Below are 19,528 nucleotides of genomic sequence, written 5' to 3' on the forward strand. Positions count from 1 at the left end.
GATTTGGGATCCTGGAGAATGAGCAAGGATGATGAAGGCGTAAATGGATAGGAAGTAAAAAGGGTCTTACAGGTTTCTCCTTTGTTGTTCTTGCGACTCTCTCCCTCTTTAGGATGAAAAACATCGAATGGGGATAGGGGAGATCTTAAGGTTACTTGAGATCCTAAGCACAGGGCCGAGGATAATGAAAGAAAAGAGGGCTTTGAGCTTATGGGCGAGAACTGAGTGGAAATAAGAATGAATAAAGAAAGGAGGAAAAGGTTTAGACGTAAAAAGTTAAAATCTCATGATCTGCAAGCCCATCTACATCAGGACATTATTAACGACTTTTTTCTAAAAAACTTGTACATGACATAAAATTAAAAATTTTTAATAAAAAAGACTAAAATTGTTGGAAGATAGTTGAAAGCTAAGCTACATTCTGGCAACCTCTTAAAGAGAAACACGTTTAATTTTTAACAAAAGAGTGAGGATAATGGAAATCTATTATATTATTTTAGGGTGTGGGCTTTTAGCTTTGCTCTATGGCTTGTATGCAGGGGCGCAAGTTCTTAAAGCCCCCAAAGGAACAGCCAGAATGATTGAGATTGCAGCTGCTATTCAAGAAGGAGCTGCTGCTTACTTAAATCGTCAATATAAAACAATTGCAATGGTTGGTTTTGTTGTTGCCGCAGGATTATCTTGGGTTCTTGGTTGGCACGTCGGAGCGGGCTTTGTTATGGGGGCGGTACTTTCTGGAATCGCGGGTTACATTGGAATGAACGTCTCCGTTCGTGCAAATGTAAGAACAGCTGAAGCTGCAAGATCTGGATTACAACCGGCGTTAGACATTGCTTTTAAAGGCGGTGCAATTACGGGGATGTTGGTTGTTGGTTTAGGACTTCTCGGAATCACTCTTTATTTCATGATCTTAAAGAATAGTCATTATGAACAACGTGCGATCATGGAAGCCTTGATTGCATTAAGTTTTGGCGCTTCGCTCATTTCTATTTTTGCTCGTTTAGGGGGGGGTATCTTCACCAAAGGGGCAGATGTCGGCGCAGATTTGGTTGGTAAGATTGAGGCAGGAATCCCTGAGGATGATCCCCGAAATCCAGCTGTTATCGCAGATAACGTGGGTGATAACGTGGGTGACTGTGCAGGAATGGCAGCTGACCTTTTTGAAACATATGTGGTCACGATTGTTGCGACAATGGTGTTAGGCACGATTTTCATTAAGGGAGACATAGCCGAAACCTTAATCCTATATCCTTTATTGATTGGGGCGGTTTGTATCGTTGGTTCTATTTTGGGAACTTTTGCGGTTAAGCTTGGTAAGCAACAAAACATCATGGGTGCTTTGTATAAAGGGCTCTTCGTTTGCACGCTTTTATCAGCAGGTTTTATTATGCTGGCAACTCAAAAATTAGTCGGCTTTGAGCAAACTTTCATGATTGGTGACCTCGTCGTTGATGGAACTAAGCTTTTGATTTGTGCTTTCACAGGTCTTGCCGTAACTGGTCTTCTTGTGTGGATCACAGAGTATTATACCTCAACAGCGTATCGTCCGGTTCGAAGCATTGCTTCTGCTTCTCAAACAGGCCATGCAACCAATATTATTCAAGGTCTTGCAGTATCTATGGAATCTTGTGCATTACCAGTGCTCGTGATTTCTGCAGGTATTCTTATCGCTTACACCAATGCGGGGCTTTATGGAATTGCAATTGCGGCAACGGCAATGTTGGCTTTGGCGGGAATGGTTGTTGCATTAGATGCCTATGGTCCGATCACGGATAACGCGGGTGGTATTGCTGAAATGTCTGAACTTCCAAAAGAAGTTCGTACGGTAACAGATGCTCTTGATGCTGTTGGAAATACAACGAAAGCCGTGACTAAGGGATACGCGATTGGATCTGCTGGTCTTGCAGCGCTTGTATTATTCTCTGCTTATACTGAGGATTTAAACCATTATTTCCCCGGCTTGAATTGTGCCTTCGTTCTTCAAGATCCGTATGTTGTAATTGGTCTATTCATTGGTGGCTTATTGCCTTATCTTTTTGGGGCAATGGGGATGATGGCTGTCGGTCGTGCTGGTGCGCAAGTCGTTGTTGAAGTCCGTCGTCAATTCAAAGAAATTCCTGGGATTATGACAGGAAAAGCAAAACCAGATTATCGTCGTGCAGTTGATCTTTTAACCAAAACGGCGATTAAAGAAATGATCGTTCCTTCTCTCCTTCCTGTATTGGCGCCTGCTTTACTATGGTCTGTGGTTCGTTTAACAGCCGATGCTGAATCTGCCTTCACAGCTGTAGGGGCGATGTTGCTAGGGACGATTGTAACGGGTCTCTTTGTCGCTATTTCTATGACTTCCGGTGGTGGAGCATGGGATAATGCTAAAAAGTACATTGAAGATGGCAATTGTGGTGGAAAAGGGTCTGAAGCTCATAAAGCTTCTGTAACAGGTGATACAGTGGGTGATCCTTATAAGGATACAGCTGGGCCTGCAATCAACCCAATGATCAAGATTACAAACATTGTAGCCTTGCTCTTGTTGGCGATCTTAGCTCACCACTAAGAACGACCTGATCTTTTTCAGCTCTTGAAATCCCTAGGTTTGTGCCTAGGGATTTTTTTTTATTTCTCTATTTTATTGATCAATCCTTATTTATAATCTTAAAAGAATGTGCTACGGTTTTTTTAACTTTTAGACATAAAATTGTTGGGATGGAGTTTATTTATGAAGAGTTTTAGATGGGTTATCATTGGTTTATTTCTTGTGGTCTTGAACAGGCAGTCGGTCAGGGCCAGTGCTCTTGATGAAGGAGAAACATTCAAATCCGCTAAAATTGGGCTTCAGTATCTTCAAATCCCTCTTTCTACGCTTCAAATGTTAATAGTAGACAATCCATATTTATCTGGCAATAAAACAGCGGGAGCACAATATCTAGGATTGTCTCAGGTAAGAGAATTGGGAGATTGCCATTATGTGTTTTCAGTCCATGTTGACCCCGATGATTTCTCGTCTAGGAACTACGAAGTCTACTATAAGATGCTAATGAGCCAAAAATACAAAGAGCGAAAAGTTTCACCGATCATTATGCGAGTGTTGGTTGATCTCAAAACTGGCGAAGATTATTATCAAGGTACTTATAAAATTTCTCATGGAAGCTTCCCGCCTCTTAGATTTCATCTTCAGGCAATTGAGCGAGCAAAGGCGAAAAACTTCAAAGATGGTGGGTTGTTTTGGACCAAAAAGGGGGCGTCATTTGATGATTTTAGTGAAAATTCTAGAAGAGATTCGTGCCAGATATCCGAGCTTTCTAAAGGAGAATATGGCGTTACTAAGGATGGCGAGCTTACAAGAAAACTAAAGGAAAGAAGTGATTCTTTAGAAGATATATTAGGTGAAAAAATTGTGACTCCATCGAAGAAAAGAAGCCCTTTCAAAAAGAAAGAGAAGGCAGAGCCCAGCTCTCAAGGCATTGCGATACAGCCTTCTTTAGAGAAAAAAGAAGAAGAGACAGAAGGATCTCTGGCATCTTCATCAAGCCCTTCAAGTCAATTGTTAGGGAAAAACAAGAGACCAGAATCGCCTTCATCTCGGTCAACGCGGAAAGGAAATTTCACCTTATTACAGGAAGATATAGATGCGCTCTTAAAAGAGAATGAGCAATCTCAAGTCCCTTCTTCACCTAAAGCAGAAGAGCCTAAGGAAAGTTCTTCAACTTTTTCAAGCTCTTTCGCTTCCTCTCAAAGCTCATCAAATCAATCATATTCAGAACCTTTAAAAAAAGAAGGCGCAGCGTCTCCGCGAAGTGGACACATAAGAAAAAAGGCATCCGTTGATCCACTGAATGCAAAGGCAATAAAAAAATAATCATCAAGTAAGGCATTTTGTTCAATGCCCTACCTCTGATTTGAGGAGGCATTCCGTGAAGCCTCTTTTAACAAATCGGGAGGAAGTTTTCCCTGTTGATTAGTGGTTTTAAGAGCCGGAGGAAAGCAAAAAAAAATACCTAATAACTCATTGAAAATAAAAAGATAAAACTCTTGGTTTTAAAAGGGAGTATTTACAAAAATCTTGCTTTTTTGTGCTGTTTTTGATATGATTATAATAGGTCGGATGCCTACGTGGGTCCGATTGGGAATGTCCGGCTTTTGCGGATGGATTAACCTTATTGCTCGATGGAGAATAAGAATGCGCAATTATGATTTAACACCTTTGTTTCGTTCAAGTATTGGTTTTGATCGCTTAATGCGGGTGATGGATTCAGCCACCCGTGGCGAAGAAGGAGGGGCGTCCTATCCTCCTTATAATATTGAAAAAGTGGATGATCAAACCTACCGCCTAACAATGGCTGTGGCTGGGTTTAGTGACGAGAATTTAAGTATCACCGTTCAAGATAACGTGCTGGTGATCATGGGTAAAGCACGGGCAGACGATGAGAATGTCCAATATCTTTACCGTGGCATTGCAGGGCGTGCCTTTGAAAGACATTTTCAGCTTGCTGACTTCATTAAAGTCGGAGAAGCCAATCTTGAAAATGGCCTTCTCAGAATTACGCTTCAACGTGAAATCCCTGAGGCGATGAAACCCCGAACGATTGAAATTCGGCCAGCGGCTCATGCGTCTAAAGGAAAGTTGATTGAATCGTAATCATTACCATTTTCAATAAATATTCTTTGGCTGGTTTCAGTTCATCGTAAGTGGCACTAAAACTGGCCAAAGGTAAATTGTGAGGCGGTAAACAGCATCATACTATGCTTAAGTTTATGGCTGAGATCTTTCTTAATTGCCTAATTTTATCTGCCGTCGATGAAATTTTTTCCTGAAAATGAGGAAAGCAAAAAAGATACATTGTATTCATTTATTTATTTTAAATTTGTGTCTGTGCATCCTATGTAATTGAGTATCTTATGGGGGCATAAAATAGGCTCTAAGCCGGCGTAAAAGTAAAAAGGGCAAATAACAAATTATAGAACTAAGCTAACTTTTAATGAAATTGCCATTAAAGCCAAATTATGTTCTAATAATAGCCAATTCAAGTAAAGGGAATGATTTATGTATAAGATTTTTCTATGTTGTTTAACCCTTTTAAGTTCTGCTTTTTGGCAACAGGCTTCTTCCTCTACTTTACCCGAAGAGCAGGCAGAATCTTCATCTTCTCCTAAGCCAGGGCTGGTTCCTCAGACGATCACAGATCAACTGATGTATTGCACAGTTCGAATTGAAACAGATCAAGGTGTGGGAACCGGTTTTCGTTTTGATTTTCCCCTTGGAGATCCATCAGAGAAGAAAACTGTGCCTTGCCTTGTCACGAATAAACATGTCGTTAAGGGCGCAACGGAAGCCAAATTTCATTTTCATGGGACAATTGTTACTTCTGATAAAATTATACCTTCAAGTGATAAATTCATTTTAGAACTCAAAGACATTGAGAATAGGGTGATTCTTCATCCCAAAGAAGAGATAGATCTTTGTGTTATTCCTTTTGTTCCTATAATAAAGGAGCTAGAAGAGTATAAAAAAACTCCCTTTATGATTTCTTTAAATAAAACTTTAATACCGACAGAAGAAGACTTAAAAAAGTTATCAGCAGTTGAAGATGTTTTAATGGTTGGATACCCAACAGGGCTTTACGATTCAGTTAATAACTTTCCTATTTTTAGAAAAGGAATCACGTCAACACATCCGGCAATTGATTTTAATGGTAAACCAGAATTTATGATTGATGCCGCATGTTTTCCAGGGTCTTCAGGCTCTCCTGTATTTATATATAATGCAGGGATATATAGTGTAGGTCATAATAATATAGTTGCAGGTGGGAGACTTTTATTTTTAGGTATCTTGCATTCAGGTCCTCAGATGACTGTAGAAGGAAAAATTGTGACGAAGGATATTCCCACCCAATTAACCCCTTTTTCTCAATCGAACGTCATGTTAAATCTTGGGTATGTTATTAAAGCAAGTCAGTTGGATGCTTTTCGGATTCATTTTGAGAAAACTTTAAAAACTGATGTTGAGCAGTAGGTTTGATAGATCTTAAATTTTAAAAGGAGAATAGAATGAAGTTGAAGATTTTATTTATTGGCTTATTTACTTTAACTGGTACTAGTAATGCTTCTACTCAGACAATCTCTCTTTTAAATGAGAAAATAGTTACCCAAGTACAACCACTTGTCATGAGAGTATCAAGTCCAATTCATCCGAGTTCGAGTATGGATGTTTTTGCTCACATGGGGATTGATCTTTATTCACTACCCCGGGTTGATAGTCCCTCCACTAAAGATGTTGGGGGAATAGAAGAAAAAACTTCAACTGATTCTGTTCATCAGGAGGCACAATCCCCCAAATATCTGGAAGTAATTAAAGAAGGGAAAGAAGTTTCTGTTTTAAGATTTAAGTATGAAAAGAAGAGAGGGTACTTGGCTTATAAAGATGGTACTCCTTTGAAAGCTTTTGTTAGCCAATTAAATCAATTCCATACTGAAAATCCGGACCAAGATATTGCGATTGATCTGTCTCAGCGCTTTATTTCTATTAATACCGTAGGTGCAATATACAAAGAACTTACAGATAAAATTAAAGGAAAGATCAAATGTTTTAATCTTTCTGGAACTAGCATAGGTTGCGATATTACGGATGTTTTAGAAGAATTGATTAAGAAAGATTCTTTTAAATATTTAGTGATCATTGGCACAACGGCTGCGGAAGATGCAGAAACCTTTTCTCCTTTAGATCCTGTTTTAAAAAGTAAAATTATTTATATTCCTCAAAAATATCTTCAGGAAGAAGAAGTCGTAAAACATCATTCAGGACACATAAAGACACATGAAGATTATTTCAAAGAAGATATTTTCGGAAAATAAACTCTTTCTCCTTAGTTTAGTCCAGCTGAAACTGAATAGGAAACCTTGTAATTCCTCTCAGGTGCTGTGTATTCTCGCTGGGTTGAAAGACACTTACGATTTCCCAATTCACAAAATCAGGTTTTGAAATTCCTATTATTCCTTCTAGATGAGGGACTGATAATTTTATGGCTGGTACCATTGTAGAAGGTGGGAATCCCATTTCATTATTGCCAAGATTTATTTTTGACGTTAATCCAGCTAAGATAATTTCTTTATTTCGTTCATAAGGCTTACTAAATGAAATGAGAGGGACATAAGAATTAGTGGCGCATTTTTGGACAACTTGCTCACATGGGATAAGACAAGTTTGTCGCTCTGTGTAAAGAGAGATAATAGGGTATACAACGTCATATCCAGGTTTAGAAGAAATTATGGCTTCTTTCAAGGATTCAATATTTTGTTGAACCCACCAACAAAAAAGAGGCTCGGAATGATTATGATCAGCGTCTTGGATAAGCATATTAGGGCCTCTATCTATAAGGTCTTCAGGGGTTGTATCTGACACAAAAAGGTGCTTATAACTTTCAAAATCAACTTGGTCGAGAGCTCTGAAATACTTTGTTTTAGTTTCATCAAAATCTGTTGATACATCTCTATTTACTATGGATTTTCTTTCATCCTTTTTTTTACAGGAATGCGGGAAAAATCGAGGAAAGTATTTGCGATCAAAGGCAGCTTCTTTTTTCAACCATTTACCAAACTCTTCCTCCATTTCTTCCAAAAAAGTAGCATGATAAGGTTCTAAACTATATTCAATTTTTCCATCTTCTAGTTCATCTCCTATTCTTTCATATGGCCATGATAAGATTTGATAAGTATCTAATTCCCTTCCTGACCATTGATAGGTCGAGGTATTCGAAAAAATTAATCTTTTTCCAGTTTTTCCTCTGAAAGGAGTGAAAGGAGTGATTATATATTCGTCTGAGTCCGTTTTTCTCATCATCCATTGAATACCACCGGCACAAAAATTGATATTTCCTCGAAAGTTGAAATTTCGATCATGTCCTGGATTAAAATAAGTTTTGTAATGATTTCCTGAAAAATTTGTATAACAGTCGTTAACAAGTCTTTGTAGAATTTGATGATTTCTCAGGATCTCATCTCCAGTTAACTCTGTAGAATAAACTTCAGCGTGTGGAGTAAAGACAGCAGAGATGATCAGGATAAGCTGTAAAAAATTCTTATATTGAGACCAGATTTTTAGTTTGTTTAAAAACATAGAGACCTCTGTATTAGGGACAAGGAATGTCGTTATTTTCTAAGACACAACCATAATACACGAAATAAGAATTTTTTCAAAAATTAATCAAAAGATGTCTAAAGAAATCCCATCTTTTTATTTCTCATTAGCTTGAAAATCTTCTACACTCAGACCACTAAATAGGAGATCTTATGCGCATTATTGCGAGTCCGAAACAATTTTTAACTTTTAAGAAAAGGGTTCTCCCTTTTTGTATTGTAAGCCATATTCTCTTTTTAAGTTTGGGGTTATGGTTTGCATTTTTTGGGTCTCCACCTGATTACCAAATGGGGGATGCTGTACGTATGATGTACATTCATGTGCCAGCATCCTGGTTTGCCATGGGAGTGTATGCATTCATGGCCTTAAATGCGATGATAGGGTGGATTACAAAACATCCTTTAGCAGATATCGTTGTGAAGGCAGCAGCTCCGATTGGAGCCCTTTTTACTTTTATCAGTCTAACGACAGGGGCTTTATGGGGAAAGCCCATGTGGGGTACATGGTGGGTGTGGGATGCGCGTTTAACCTCTGTCCTCATTCTTTTTTTGCTTTATTTAGGCTACTTGGCTTTGGTTGATAGTTTTGAAAATCAGGCTCAAGGGCTTAAAGCTGGAAGTATACTCGTCATCGTTGGAGCATTTAATTTGCCGATTATAAAATGGTCTGTAAATTGGTGGAACACGCTTCATCAGCCTGCAAGCCTAACGAAGCTTTCTTCTCCCTCTATTCATTCTGAGATGCTCATTCCTCTTTTTTTGATGGCTGGTGCTTACGCAAGTTATTTTATCGTAATGCTTTTGCTAAAAATTGAAACAGAGTATTTGAAACGGCGAGAACAAAACCTTTATGCCTTTAAAGTACAGGCTCTAAAATCGAATTGAGAAAGAAAAAAAAGATGGATACTTCTTATCTTTATTATATCGCAAGTGCGTATGCTATAACTCTTATCAGTTGTCTTGTTTTTTTTGTTTTCACTTATCTGAAAGTTCAAGCTGCTCATAAAAGGATAAAACGACTTGAACAGACCTTAAAGCATCATGATATCTAAAAAGAAACAACGTCTTTATTATATTATGTTTGCTCTTATAAGTCTCGGTGGAGGACTATCTGCTGTGCTTTATAATTTACGTACGCATCTTATTTTTTTTTACACGCCAGAAGACTTAAATAAAGGAAATTCCCTTCCTTCTGAAAAAATTCGCCTTGGAGGGGTCGTGAAAGAGAAAAGTTTAAAATATGCTCCTATCGGTATTGCAGGCGAATTTATTTTAACGGATTTTAAGAAAGAGATTTTAGTGACTTTTAGCTCTGCCCTTCCGGATCTCTTTCGTGAAGGTCAAGGTGTTGTTGCGGAAGGTAAATTTAAGGAAAATGGCGTGTTTGATGCTAACCGTATTCTGGCAAAGCATGATGAAAACTATCGACCTCCTAAACCAGGTAACAAGCAAGATAAAATAGTGCAAACACTCAAGGACTAAAGGTGATCTAACATGAATGAATTTGGAGAGAGTGCTCTTTATGCAGCAGTGATAATCATGCTTATTAACAGTGTGGTTCCCCTTTTTTTAGTTAAGAAGCAAACTCATTTTGCTCTTCAACTCGGCAGATTAGGGGCGTTCAGTAGTTTTATATTACTAACTCTTTCATTCCTTACTTTAATCTATGCTTTTCTTATGTCAGATTTTAGTTTGCAAATTGTCGCGTCTCACTCTCATTCAAAGACTCCTCTTTTATATAAAATCACGGGTGTGTGGGGGAATCATGAAGGCTCAATGATTTTATGGGTTTGGGCTCTAACTTTTTACACATTTTTGATGCAGGTACGCTCGAGTTCTGAAGGAACATCTTTCATTAAAACTCGCTTAAAACTTTTAAGTATTCAATCTGGGTTAGGGATAGGATTTCTGGCGTATGTACTTATTCTCGCAAATCCTTTTATGCGAGCCATGAACATTGCTTATGAAGGACAAGATTTAAATGCCGTGTTACAAGATCCTGCCCTTGCTATTCATCCGCCCCTTTTATATTTAGGTTATGTCGGTTTTTCAGTGCCTTATAGTTATGCAATCGTTGGATTAATTGAAAATAAAATTACACCTTCTTGGGCTCGTTCTTTAAGAAGATGGGTTTTAATGAGCTGGATTTTTTTGACCCTCGGCATTGCCACAGGAAGTTTCTGGGCTTATTACGAGCTAGGGTGGGGAGGATATTGGTTTTGGGATCCCGTTGAAAATGCAGCTTTAATGCCATGGCTTTTAGGGACAGCACTTATTCATTCTCTTCTTGCCCTTGAGAAGAAAGGTTCATTTAAGTTTTGGGGGCCTTTATTGGGGATTATAACTTTTATCCTCTGTCTTATCGGGACTTATCTTGTACGCTCCGGCGCTATTAACTCTGTCCACAGTTTTGCAACAGATCCCACTCGAGGAGCTTTCATTTTTGGTTTTACGGTTCTTATTTCTTGTATAGGTATTGGTTTTTTTATTTATAGAGCTCCAAAACTTACCTCTTCTCACTCATTTCACTTATTTTCACGAGAAGGCGGCATTACGGTAAATAACTTTTTATTAACACTTATGTCTGGCCTTATTTTATTAGGGACAATTTCACCTTTATTAGGAGAATTTTGGCTTACGAGAAAACTTGTTGTGGGATCGGATTATTTTCAAATGATGGTAATTCCGCTGACATTTTTGATGATGATTTTTATGATTGGGGGACCTATCTTTGTATGGGCCCATACCACACGAAAGCAACTCTCAAGATGGGTCAATTTTTTAATCTTGGGAAGTATTCTTATCTTTGGCGTACTCGGATTTGGATCTTGTCAGCTTTCATTTGGAGTGGTGGGTTTAGTTTTAACGAGTTTAATTTTGCTTTCTTCCTTTATGGAATGGAGGAGACGGAACCTAAAGTTGAATAGCTATGCCATGCTTTTTGCCCACAGTGGGATGGCAATTTCTATTATGGGCATGTGTATTCTAAATCTGTGGTCTTCTAAAACAACAATTCTTCTTAAGGAGGGAGAGAAGACAAATTATCAAGGTTATACGTTTTATTTAAAAGAGATAAAAACTTATAAGATGCCAACTTACGAAGCTCGTCAAGCTTATTTAGAAATCAATAATGGACAAGAAAAACCTCAATTAATGGTACCTGAAAAGCGTTTTTATCAATCTTCACAAGTCTTAACAACAGAAGTTGCTCTTAAGCACCATTGGTTAACGGATCTTTATATTGTTCTGGGAGGAGTATTACCTAAAAAAAGATGGGTATTCGAGATAGCTGTTTATCCTGGTATTCAACTTTTGTGGATAGGGGCTTTATTGATGGCCTTAGGTGGATTTATAAGCCTGGTGTTGGCCTTCTTGAGGCAGAAGAAAGTTATGAAGATTTAGATTTCAAGGGACTGTTTTTTACATGATCAAGGGTTTCAGTAAAAAGATGCTCTTGCTCAGAAGATTGGATTGTTTTGGCAAGATTCTGATGAGCTGCATCAAGAGCAGCTTTGAGAGCTTTATTCTCGATTTCTGCTAAAACTTGAGCCTTCATGTGAGAAAGTCGTTCTGAAAGTAATTGTTCTTCAATTCGTATATAGGTTTCAAGTTCTTCTTGCGATGTTTTCTGTAAAGTTTCAGCTTGGATTTTAGCATGAGAAATAATTTCTTGGGCGCGATGAGTTGCTTCCATTTGTAAACGTTTTGCGTCATTAATAAAATCCTGGGCTTCTTTATGAAGACGTTTTGCTTCTTCTAGATCATTTCTAACTTTAAAAGAATGTTGATCGAGGTAGTTCACAAGCGCACGCCAAGCAGGGCGTCCAATGAATAAGATTAAAATACAGAAAGCAATCAAAACCCATAAAGAGGCATTAAGCATCAGATTTTTTCTCCTTAATAATAAGTTGAGAAGAATCAGATGAATTTAAAGCCTTTTTAATAATTTCGTGAGTCAGCTGACGAACTATTTCAGGCATCTCTTTGGAAATTTGTTCTTTCTTTTGATGTAAATGAGCTTCTGTTACTTTAATTTTTTCTCTCATTGTGCTTGAGAGACGAATGCGCTCTTGTTCAAAACTAAGCTTTATCTTGTGGTCAGTTTGAATCATAATTTCTTTAGCCTGATGACGAGCTTTCTCAAGAGTTTTTTCTTGAGCTTGTCTCAGGATTTCAGCTTCAGCTCGTAAGCTACCAGCTAATTTTTTTTGCCCCTCTATTTGTTCCCATCTTTGATGCAAAAGGGCTGTCAGGCGTGGAAGTGAAATACGCCATGAAAAAAGAAAAATAATTGCAAAACAAATTACTAACCAAAAAAGTTGGGAAAGATAAGTGGTTATTTCAAGTTGCGGCATTACCGACTCCGCCGCTTTATCTTAACTAAATAAGATGATGAGTGCGACTGTAAAGGCTAAAATACCAACAGCCTCTGTCAACGCAGCACCAATATAAGCCGGAATCATCACATCGTTTTTAACAGATGGATTGCGAGCAATAGCTTTTAAAAGATTCGAAAATATATTCCCAACGCCAATGCCGACGCCCAAAAGAGCAATAACAGCCAAGCCTGCTCCAATTAATTTAGCTGCACCAACCTCCATTCATTATCTCCTTTATGTATTTTGAATGTCTGAGTTTACCATAAACTTAATGTAAGTGAAGGGTATCATGTAAATAAATACATGTTAAAATAGTAAAAACGTATGCTTGAAGTAATGCAACAAAAACTTCAAAAGCAGTAAAAAAAATCAAAAAGGGCAAAGGAGCAAACAAACCATATACGCCCATTGCGACTGTAAAACCACCAAAGAGTTTCAAAACCATGTGGCCGGCCATCATATTCGCAAATAGACGTATGGCAAGCGTAATAGGTCTGAATAAATAAGCAATAATTTCAACAGGAATTAAAATGGGTGCAATAGCTAAAGGTACTCCTTTGGGAAAAAAGAGTCTAAAAAATTTAACCCCATGTTTTGCCAACCCAACACTTGTAATAAGGACAAATACAATAAAGGCGAGTGCTCCTGTGACAATAATATGACTTGTAAATGTAAAAGAATAAGGAATCATTCCCCAGAGATTGCCAAATAAGATGAAAAGAAACAGAGAAAAAATAAAAGGGAAAAATTTTTTCCCATCTTCTCCTAGATTATCTTTGACCATTGTTTGAATGAAATCATAGCTAATTTCATAAAAAGATTGGATACGAGAAGGAATGATTTTACGGTCTTTAACTCCTACCCATTGGAATAAAATAATTAAGGCTGTTGTCAAGACCATAAATAAAGAAGAATTTGTGAAAGAAATATCATAGCCCCCAATATGGAGGGGGACAATAGATTTAATCAAAAATTGTTCTAAAGGATTCGTTGCCATTAACTTTATTGTAAACCCTTTTTCTTAAAAAGCGAGAGATTAACTGTCGTTTTAAGGTTTTAATTTCTCAAGCAAAATTTTGTTAATAATAGCTGGATTACCTTTTCCTTGCATCAACTTCATAACTTGCCCAACAAAGAAACCAAGAAGCTTATCTTTTCCTGATTGATATTCAGTCACTTTATCTTGATTTTCACTAAGGACCTTATCAATAACGGTTGCAATAGCTCCTTCATCACTTACTTGAACAAGACCTTTTGTATGAATAATTTTATCTGGATGTTCGCCCGTTTCCCACATCTCTGCAAAAATATCTTTTGCGAGACGTCCTGAAATTGTTTCTTCATGAATAAAATTAACAAGTTCGGCCAAAGATTGAGCTGAGATTTTACTGTCTTCAATCAAGAGGGAATCTCTATTAAGAGCTGCAAATAACTCTCCAATAATCCAATTTGCAAGTAGCTTTATGCTTTTTTCAGTTGTTTCTTTGAGAAATTTAAGGGCTGTCTCGAAATAGAAAACAGTCTCGAGTTCAGAGCTTAAAACACCCGCGTCATAAGATGGAAGTTGATAGTCTTTTATAAAACGAGCTTTTTTAGCATCTGGTAATTCGGGAAGCATTCCCCGAATATGTTCAATCTCTTCATCATTTAAAATAAGAGGTGGAAGATCGGGATCTGGGAAATAACGATAGTCGTGAGCGTTTTCTTTATTACGCATAGATCTAGTGATGCCTTTTGAGGCATCAAAAAGACGTGTTTCTTGGTCTATCTGTCCACCGTTTTCAAGGATTTCCATTTGACGTTGGATTTCATAAGAAATTGCTTGCCCCATGAATCTTACAGAGTTGACATTTTTTATTTCTGCGCGTGTCCCATAGGTATCCCCTGGTCTTCTTAAAGAAACATTGACGTCGGCACGAAGGCTGCCTTGTTCCATATTTCCATCACAAGTTCCCAAATAACGTAAGAGACCTCGTAATTTTTTAATATAAGCTTGGGCTTCTTCGATCGAACGAATATCAGGCTCAGAAACAATTTCCATTAAGGCGATACCTGAGCGATTGAGATCAATATAAGTTTTGGTGGGATGTTGATCATGAATGCTTTTACCGGCATCTTGTTCAAGATGAAGGCGTGTAATATTAATTCGCTTCACTGTGCCATCTTCAAGCTCAATTTCAAGAAAGCCTTTCCCAACAATTGGATAATGATACTGGGAAATTTGGTATCCTTGAGGAAGGTCAGCATAAAAATAATTTTTACGATCAAAAATAGAGGTTTTATTAATTTGGGCATTCAGACCAAGACCTGTTTTAATGGCTTGTTCTACGCAAAAATTATTAATAACAGGTAACATCCCTGGAAACCCGGCATCAATGAAGGAAACTTGAGTATTTGGATCTCCGCCAAAAGCTGTTGAAGCCCCAGAAAAAAGCTTTGCTTTTGAGGCAATTTGTGCGTGGACTTCAAGTCCTATCACGACTTCCCAAAGACCTGTTTTGCCTTGGATATAATTATTTTTTTCACTCATGTGCGTGTCCGTAATTTTAGGGCTTTTTCTTTAAATTGTGCAGCTTGTTCTAGAGCATAGCCGACGTTTAAAATTCGACCTTCTTCAAAAGCAGGCCCTAAGATTTGTAATCCTAAAGGAAGGCCTTCTTTGGTAAAAGATGTTGGAATAGAAAGGCCTGGAATTCCCGCCAAATTAGCTGGGACAGTTAAAACGTCATTCATATACATCGTCACGGGATCTTTAGGTTCTTCTCCAATAGCAAAGGCAGCAGTCGGTGTTGTGGGGGTTAAAATGACGTCTATCTTCTTAAAAGCTTCTTCAAAATCTTGATGAATAAGGCGTCTGATTTTTTGAGCTTTGAGATAATAAGCATCATAATAGCCAGCTGAGAGAACATACGTGCCAATCATAATGCGACGTTTGACTTCTTTTCCAAATCCTTCTGCACGCGTAAGTTCATATAATTCATCAAGAGTTTGGCCAGAGTTTCTTAAGCCAAAGCGTATGCCATCATAGCGGGCTAAGTTAGAGGAAGCTTCAGCAGGTGCAAGAATATAATAGGTTGGGAGGGCGTATTTAGTGTGGGGAAGTGAGATCTCATGGATTTCGGCTCCAGCACTTTTAAGCCACTCTATTCCTTGCATCCATAATGCATCAATTTCAGGATTAAGGCCGTCAACTCGATACTCTTTTGGAATGCCAATTTTGAGCTTATTAACATTTCCTGTGAGGAATTTTTCATAATCAGGAACTGGAATATTGGTAGAAGTCGCATCTTTAGGGTCATAACTTGCCATAACTTTAAGCATTAAAGCGGCATCATGAACGTCTTTTGTAAGAGGCCCTGCTTGATCGAGAGAAGATGCGAAAGCGACAACTCCATAGCGGGAACATCGACCATAGGTTGGTTTTAGACCGACAATCCCAGCAAAAGCTGCAGGTTGCCGAATTGATCCTCCTGTATCAGTGCCTGTTGTCGCAAGAGCAGAGCCAGCTGCAACAGCGGCTGCGGATCCACCAGAAGAACCTCCAGGAACAAATTGGCGATCATCTTCTCTAATTTTCCAGGGGCTTATAGCAGGGCCATAAGCACTTGTGAGATTAGCTGAGCCCATCGCAAACTCATCAAGATTTAATTTGCCTAATAATACGGCCCCAGCATCCCATAAATTCTGAGTTACAGTTGATTCATATTGAGGTTTATAATCATCAAGTATTTTTGAACCTGCTGTTGTGCGTATGTCTTTAGTACAAAAAAGGTCTTTAATTCCGATAGGAAGTCCTTCGAGAGTACCAAGCTCTTCGCCTTTTGCAACTTTTGCATCAGATGCTTGAGCCATTTTGAGTGCAATATCAGGCGTTTCAGTAATATAAGCATTCAAAGCCCTTGTCTCGTCCATTTTCTCTAAGTGAGATTGGGTTAATTCTTGGGCTGAGAATTGCTTGTTAATAAGGCCATCTCTTGCTTCACATAAGGTAAGGTCGGTTAATTTTGTCATGGGTTACTCTACAACTTTAGGCACAATAAACATGCCAAATTCTGCTTCTGGCGCATTGGCAAGGATAGCGTTAGGATAGTTTCCATCGGTGATTTGATCTTCACGTCGAGGCATATTTTTAAGTGAAATATTATAAAGAGGTTGAATATTGTCTGTATTGACCTCTGACAATTGTTCAATCCAGCCTAAAATGCGATTAAGGTCTCCTTTGAGAGAGTCAACATCTGCTTCCGGAATTTTGATTCTCGCAAGTTTAGAAATCCTATGAACTATTTTTATATCAATCGTCATATTGCCTCTTTAAAAGTCGATGCTTGTTAATTGAACTGCTGTTTCATATCATTTTTTTAAGCTTCTTTGAAGCCCTTTATCCCTTCATGAATAGCGACAATTCCTTGCGTAAGATTTTGATATGAAACTGAAGAAAACCCAGCATCTCTTATCATTGTGACGAGTTGTTCTTGCGACGGAAAACGAGCAATACTCTCAACCAGGTATTGGTAAGCAGCCTTATCTTTTGCGATAAGAGCACCAATCTTTGGGATAACACTGAAAGAGTAAAGAGAATATGCTTTCTCAAATAAGGAATGATTGACTTTAGAAAATTCAAGACAGTAAAAGCGACCTCCTGGTTTTAAAACGCGGAAAGCTTCCTTCAGAGCAGCTTCTTTATTGGTAACATTGCGTAAGCCAAAGGCGATCGTATAAACATCAAAATAAGCGTTTGGAAAAGGGAGGTTCTCCGCTGTTGCGCAACTCCATTGCAAACCTTTAATCACTCCTTGATCAATGGCGCGGGCTCGACCTTGTTCCAACATAGCAGGATTAATATCGGAAATGATAATATCTGTTTCAGGTGCTGTTTTATGAAGGAGTCTCAGAGCTATGTCTCCAGTTCCACCTGCAACATCTAAAAACTTTTCTTCTTTTTTAGGGGAAATTCTTTGAATAAGTTGATCTTTCCACCATCTATGGATACCAAAGCTCATAACATCATTCATCAAGTCATAATTACTTGCGACACGACGAAAAATATCGGTAACAAGGCCTGTCTTCTTTGATGAATCTACATCTTGAAAACCAAAATCAGTAGTGTTACGGTTTGTCATCTATGTGTTTTCTTATCTTTTTTGAGATAGAGTAAACCATAAAGGAAACTTAATTTAATTTCTAGTACTCTTATGCCTGAATTGCCGGAAGTTGAATCTGTCAAAGTAAACCTTGAGAAGTGTATACTTGATCAGACAATCGAAAAAGTCGAAGTCCATCACCGTGGATTGCGTTGGCCTATTTCTTCTAATTTTGAAGAAATGCTTAAGGGACAAAAAGTTAAAAAACTTGTCCGTCGAGCTAAGTATCTTCTTTTATATTTTGAAAAAGCTGATTTTATCTTGTTATGGCATTTAGGAATGTCAGGAAGAGTGCAAATTATTGCCCCTGAAGAATTAAATCCTCGTCAAGCGCATGATCATGTGGAGATCACCTTTTTCTCTGGTTTAACATTGCGATTTCGAGACCCGCGTCGTTTTGGAGCAATGCTGCTTGTTCCCTTAGAAGAATTATCAAGTTTTTCTCTACTAAGTTCTTTAGGGATAGAACCTCTGGATAAGGATTTCTCTGCTACATTTCTTTTGAGACTTTTTAAAAATAGGTCACTCTCTCTTAAAGCGGCACTTTTAAATCAAAAAATCATTGCGGGACTGGGTAATATTTATGCTTGTGAAGCTCTTCATCGGGCAAAATTATCACCTCTTCGATTAGCAGAAACAATTACTCATCAAGAAGCTGAATTTTTAGTTAAGACAATTCAAGATATTTTAAAGAAAGCAATTGCTGCGGGAGGATCAACATTAAAAGATCATCGCCAACCAGACGGCAAAAAAGGAGCTTTTCAAGACACTTTTATGGTATATAATCGTGAAGGGGAAAAGTGTTTGCAATGTGATGACATGGAAATTAAGCGAATTCTTCAATCTAATCGTTCAACATTTTACTGTGGAAAATGTCAAAAATGAGATTAATTTTATGTCTAATTTGTTTCACCTTTATTATATCTTTTTCATGTGCAACAAATAGGCTAAAGCTAGGAAAAGAGACTCCTATGGCCATTCTTGCATTGAAAAATATCCCACTTATGCATGGACTTAAGCTTACAGGGGAGATTGAAGATGTGGGGCAAGGAGGTGACATTTTTAGACTTGAAGCGGAAGCTTCGGGGAATGTTTTTGTGGAAGATATTGAAGAGTTTTATCAAGATAGGTTGCAAACATATGGATGGGAACGAACAGGGCGGTTTACGTATGTTTTAAATGATAAATATTTAGAAATTATTCCTCAAAATAAAGGAGGAATGTTAACGGTGATTTTTCAGCTTAAGTCTAAAGTACTTTGAAAAAATAACCTTCTTTTTTCTATAGGAAAGGGAAATCGTAAGAAATTATAGGTTATTCTCTTCTAAAATAGTATTTTCAAGCCATTTTTTATGCCTTTTTTCATCTTCAAAACTTCTTCTAATGATATCTTTAGCTTCAGGCCACATGTCTTCTCGCAAAAAAACGCGCTCATATGCGGTGTTTGTATCAAGTTCATTGCTAAGCATGGCTCGTAAAATGGAATTGTCGCCAATTAAATTTGCGAGTATAACTTTTCCTTTTGTGAGCCATTGTTTTCCTACGCTTGGGCCAGAAGGAGGAGCAATATTTCTTTTTTTTAAAACATTTGCAAGTTCTTGGATGTGCCACTCATGATCGGCTTTGAAGATGTTTAATTTCTCTTTGAGCTCCTGATTGTGAAGACGATTTACAGCAGCTTCATAAGCTTCTACCGCATCATAATCTAATTCGATAAGATCTTTGAGAGCATCCTCAAAATTTGCTTGTATTCCAACTAAAGTTACCATTTTTTGCCCCTTTATTTTTTTTCTTTCAAAATGAAAGGGCAAACATCAAAATATTGGTTGTTGAGTTTACCCTTTAAAAAAGAATGTATATTTGGCTTGATATGGATGG

Annotated in this window: 21 protein-coding genes; 11 read left to right on the top strand and 10 right to left on the bottom strand. The window is 37.9% G+C overall.

All coding sequences use genetic code 11. The features are described from left to right. Window positions 1-475: 475 nt before the first annotated feature. The 5 genes from J0H12_00445 to J0H12_00465 all read left to right on the top strand — a co-directional run bounded on the left by J0H12_00445 (window position 476) and on the right by J0H12_00465 (window position 6,849). On the top strand, window positions 476-2,554 hold the full coding sequence (locus J0H12_00445; protein ID MBN9412381.1) for a sodium-translocating pyrophosphatase: 2,079 nt from the start codon (window positions 476-478) through the stop codon (window positions 2,552-2,554). A 162-nt stretch (window positions 2,555-2,716) separates the two neighbouring features. After that, window positions 2,717-3,856 (top strand): hypothetical protein, encoded by a 1,140-nt coding sequence (locus tag J0H12_00450; protein ID MBN9412382.1) that lies wholly within the window; start codon window positions 2,717-2,719, stop codon window positions 3,854-3,856. A gap of 321 nt (window positions 3,857-4,177) precedes the next feature. Further along, window positions 4,178-4,636 (top strand): Hsp20 family protein, encoded by a 459-nt coding sequence (locus tag J0H12_00455; protein ID MBN9412383.1) that lies wholly within the window; start codon window positions 4,178-4,180, stop codon window positions 4,634-4,636. 405 nt (window positions 4,637-5,041) lie between these two features. Next, window positions 5,042-6,010, top strand: a complete 969-nt coding sequence (locus tag J0H12_00460) for a trypsin-like peptidase domain-containing protein (GenBank protein ID MBN9412384.1) — start codon at window positions 5,042-5,044, stop codon at window positions 6,008-6,010. Between the two features lie 35 nt (window positions 6,011-6,045). Next, the gene (locus J0H12_00465) at window positions 6,046-6,849 is read left to right on the top strand and encodes a hypothetical protein (GenBank protein ID MBN9412385.1); all 804 of its coding nucleotides are present in this window, start codon (window positions 6,046-6,048) and stop codon (window positions 6,847-6,849) included. A 16-nt stretch (window positions 6,850-6,865) separates the two neighbouring features. Here the strand turns inward: J0H12_00465 and J0H12_00470 are convergent, their stop codons facing one another. Then, complete coding sequence (locus J0H12_00470) at window positions 6,866-8,110, bottom strand: hypothetical protein (protein MBN9412386.1); 1,245 nt, start codon at window positions 8,108-8,110, stop codon at window positions 6,866-6,868. A 173-nt stretch (window positions 8,111-8,283) separates the two neighbouring features. Between J0H12_00470 and J0H12_00475 the strand changes: the two genes are divergently transcribed. Genes J0H12_00475 through J0H12_00490 form a run of 4 tightly spaced genes read left to right on the top strand, consistent with a single transcriptional unit; the run spans window position 8,284 to window position 11,532 of the window. Then, window positions 8,284-9,015 (top strand): heme ABC transporter permease, encoded by a 732-nt coding sequence (locus tag J0H12_00475; protein MBN9412387.1) that lies wholly within the window; start codon window positions 8,284-8,286, stop codon window positions 9,013-9,015. A gap of 14 nt (window positions 9,016-9,029) precedes the next feature. Next, window positions 9,030-9,182, top strand: a complete 153-nt coding sequence (locus J0H12_00480; GenBank protein ID MBN9412388.1) for a heme exporter protein CcmD — start codon at window positions 9,030-9,032, stop codon at window positions 9,180-9,182. After that, window positions 9,172-9,612: a cytochrome c maturation protein CcmE gene (ccmE, locus tag J0H12_00485; GenBank protein ID MBN9412389.1), complete on the top strand. Its 441-nt coding sequence runs from the start codon at window positions 9,172-9,174 to the stop codon at window positions 9,610-9,612. The genes J0H12_00480 and ccmE overlap by 11 nt, the downstream gene beginning before the upstream one ends. Window positions 9,613-9,624: 12 nt before the next feature. After that, window positions 9,625-11,532, top strand: coding sequence for a heme lyase CcmF/NrfE family subunit (locus J0H12_00490; protein MBN9412390.1), 1,908 nt, complete (start codon window positions 9,625-9,627; stop codon window positions 11,530-11,532). On the opposite strand, the gene J0H12_00495 is transcribed toward J0H12_00490, so the two are convergent. The 8 genes from J0H12_00495 to ubiE are packed head-to-tail and all read right to left on the bottom strand — an operon-like array spanning window position 11,519 to window position 17,629. Beyond that, window positions 11,519-12,013, bottom strand: coding sequence for a hypothetical protein (locus J0H12_00495; GenBank protein ID MBN9412391.1), 495 nt, complete (start codon window positions 12,011-12,013; stop codon window positions 11,519-11,521). The two genes, J0H12_00490 and J0H12_00495, sit on opposite strands and share 14 nt — an antisense overlap. After that, on the bottom strand, window positions 12,006-12,485 hold the full coding sequence (locus tag J0H12_00500) for a hypothetical protein (protein MBN9412392.1): 480 nt from the start codon (window positions 12,483-12,485) through the stop codon (window positions 12,006-12,008). The genes J0H12_00495 and J0H12_00500 overlap by 8 nt, the downstream gene beginning before the upstream one ends. 21 nt (window positions 12,486-12,506) lie before the next feature. Beyond that, window positions 12,507-12,731, bottom strand: coding sequence for a F0F1 ATP synthase subunit C (locus J0H12_00505; GenBank protein ID MBN9412393.1), 225 nt, complete (start codon window positions 12,729-12,731; stop codon window positions 12,507-12,509). A 46-nt stretch (window positions 12,732-12,777) separates the two neighbouring features. Then, window positions 12,778-13,506, bottom strand: coding sequence for a F0F1 ATP synthase subunit A (locus J0H12_00510; GenBank protein ID MBN9412394.1), 729 nt, complete (start codon window positions 13,504-13,506; stop codon window positions 12,778-12,780). Window positions 13,507-13,557: 51 nt separating this feature from the next. Continuing rightward, a complete protein-coding gene (gene gatB / locus J0H12_00515; protein ID MBN9412395.1) occupies window positions 13,558-15,039 on the bottom strand; it encodes an Asp-tRNA(Asn)/Glu-tRNA(Gln) amidotransferase subunit GatB in 1,482 nt (493 codons plus the stop codon). Beyond that, the gene (gene gatA / locus J0H12_00520) at window positions 15,036-16,520 is read right to left on the bottom strand and encodes an Asp-tRNA(Asn)/Glu-tRNA(Gln) amidotransferase subunit GatA (GenBank protein ID MBN9412396.1); all 1,485 of its coding nucleotides are present in this window, start codon (window positions 16,518-16,520) and stop codon (window positions 15,036-15,038) included. Before gatA ends, gatB begins: the two co-directional genes overlap by 4 nt. 3 nt (window positions 16,521-16,523) lie before the next feature. Continuing rightward, entirely contained in the window at window positions 16,524-16,811 is a 288-nt protein-coding gene (gatC, locus tag J0H12_00525; protein MBN9412397.1) for an Asp-tRNA(Asn)/Glu-tRNA(Gln) amidotransferase subunit GatC, read from the bottom strand. A 56-nt stretch (window positions 16,812-16,867) separates the two neighbouring features. Next, window positions 16,868-17,629 carry a bifunctional demethylmenaquinone methyltransferase/2-methoxy-6-polyprenyl-1,4-benzoquinol methylase UbiE gene (ubiE, locus tag J0H12_00530; protein ID MBN9412398.1) on the bottom strand — a complete coding sequence of 254 codons (762 nt, stop codon included), beginning with the start codon at window positions 17,627-17,629 and terminating at the stop codon, window positions 16,868-16,870. A gap of 72 nt (window positions 17,630-17,701) precedes the next feature. On the opposite strand from ubiE, the gene mutM reads away from it, so the two are divergent. Continuing rightward, window positions 17,702-18,535 carry a bifunctional DNA-formamidopyrimidine glycosylase/DNA-(apurinic or apyrimidinic site) lyase gene (gene mutM, locus J0H12_00535; protein MBN9412399.1) on the top strand — a complete coding sequence of 278 codons (834 nt, stop codon included), beginning with the start codon at window positions 17,702-17,704 and terminating at the stop codon, window positions 18,533-18,535. 86 nt (window positions 18,536-18,621) lie between these two features. Then, window positions 18,622-18,912: a hypothetical protein gene (locus tag J0H12_00540; protein ID MBN9412400.1), complete on the top strand. Its 291-nt coding sequence runs from the start codon at window positions 18,622-18,624 to the stop codon at window positions 18,910-18,912. Window positions 18,913-18,957: 45 nt separating this feature from the next. Here J0H12_00540 and J0H12_00545 read toward each other — a convergent pair whose 3' ends face one another. Then, on the bottom strand, window positions 18,958-19,419 hold the full coding sequence (locus tag J0H12_00545) for a ferritin-like domain-containing protein (GenBank protein MBN9412401.1): 462 nt from the start codon (window positions 19,417-19,419) through the stop codon (window positions 18,958-18,960). Window positions 19,420-19,528 lie beyond the last annotated feature (109 nt).

The sequence above is a fragment of the Candidatus Paracaedimonas acanthamoebae genome (genome assembly GCA_017307065.1).
Lineage (GTDB): Bacteria > Pseudomonadota > Alphaproteobacteria > Caedimonadales > Caedimonadaceae > Paracaedimonas > Paracaedimonas acanthamoebae_A.

What these genes read in the sequence shown, in the direction of transcription:
- gatB (MBN9412395.1), bottom strand. Translation starts at nt 15,039, where the DNA reads ATGAGTGAAAAAAATAATTATATCCAAGGCAAAACAGGTCTTTGGGAA.
- J0H12_00450 (MBN9412382.1), top strand. Translation starts at nt 2,717, where the DNA reads ATGAAGAGTTTTAGATGGGTTATCATTGGTTTATTTCTTGTGGTCTTG.
- J0H12_00495 (MBN9412391.1), bottom strand. Translation starts at nt 12,013, where the DNA reads ATGCTTAATGCCTCTTTATGGGTTTTGATTGCTTTCTGTATTTTAATC.
- J0H12_00460 (MBN9412384.1), top strand. Translation starts at nt 5,042, where the DNA reads ATGTATAAGATTTTTCTATGTTGTTTAACCCTTTTAAGTTCTGCTTTT.
- J0H12_00455 (MBN9412383.1), top strand. Translation starts at nt 4,178, where the DNA reads ATGCGCAATTATGATTTAACACCTTTGTTTCGTTCAAGTATTGGTTTT.
- mutM (MBN9412399.1), top strand. Translation starts at nt 17,702, where the DNA reads ATGCCTGAATTGCCGGAAGTTGAATCTGTCAAAGTAAACCTTGAGAAG.
- ubiE (MBN9412398.1), bottom strand. Translation starts at nt 17,629, where the DNA reads ATGACAAACCGTAACACTACTGATTTTGGTTTTCAAGATGTAGATTCA.
- J0H12_00505 (MBN9412393.1), bottom strand. Translation starts at nt 12,731, where the DNA reads ATGGAGGTTGGTGCAGCTAAATTAATTGGAGCAGGCTTGGCTGTTATT.
- ccmE (MBN9412389.1), top strand. Translation starts at nt 9,172, where the DNA reads ATGATATCTAAAAAGAAACAACGTCTTTATTATATTATGTTTGCTCTT.
- J0H12_00475 (MBN9412387.1), top strand. Translation starts at nt 8,284, where the DNA reads ATGCGCATTATTGCGAGTCCGAAACAATTTTTAACTTTTAAGAAAAGG.
- J0H12_00545 (MBN9412401.1), bottom strand. Translation starts at nt 19,419, where the DNA reads ATGGTAACTTTAGTTGGAATACAAGCAAATTTTGAGGATGCTCTCAAA.
- J0H12_00540 (MBN9412400.1), top strand. Translation starts at nt 18,622, where the DNA reads ATGGCCATTCTTGCATTGAAAAATATCCCACTTATGCATGGACTTAAG.
- gatA (MBN9412396.1), bottom strand. Translation starts at nt 16,520, where the DNA reads ATGACAAAATTAACCGACCTTACCTTATGTGAAGCAAGAGATGGCCTT.
- gatC (MBN9412397.1), bottom strand. Translation starts at nt 16,811, where the DNA reads ATGACGATTGATATAAAAATAGTTCATAGGATTTCTAAACTTGCGAGA.
- J0H12_00470 (MBN9412386.1), bottom strand. Translation starts at nt 8,110, where the DNA reads ATGTTTTTAAACAAACTAAAAATCTGGTCTCAATATAAGAATTTTTTA.
- J0H12_00445 (MBN9412381.1), top strand. Translation starts at nt 476, where the DNA reads ATGGAAATCTATTATATTATTTTAGGGTGTGGGCTTTTAGCTTTGCTC.
- J0H12_00510 (MBN9412394.1), bottom strand. Translation starts at nt 13,506, where the DNA reads ATGGCAACGAATCCTTTAGAACAATTTTTGATTAAATCTATTGTCCCC.
- J0H12_00480 (MBN9412388.1), top strand. Translation starts at nt 9,030, where the DNA reads ATGGATACTTCTTATCTTTATTATATCGCAAGTGCGTATGCTATAACT.
- J0H12_00490 (MBN9412390.1), top strand. Translation starts at nt 9,625, where the DNA reads ATGAATGAATTTGGAGAGAGTGCTCTTTATGCAGCAGTGATAATCATG.
- J0H12_00500 (MBN9412392.1), bottom strand. Translation starts at nt 12,485, where the DNA reads ATGCCGCAACTTGAAATAACCACTTATCTTTCCCAACTTTTTTGGTTA.
- J0H12_00465 (MBN9412385.1), top strand. Translation starts at nt 6,046, where the DNA reads ATGAAGTTGAAGATTTTATTTATTGGCTTATTTACTTTAACTGGTACT.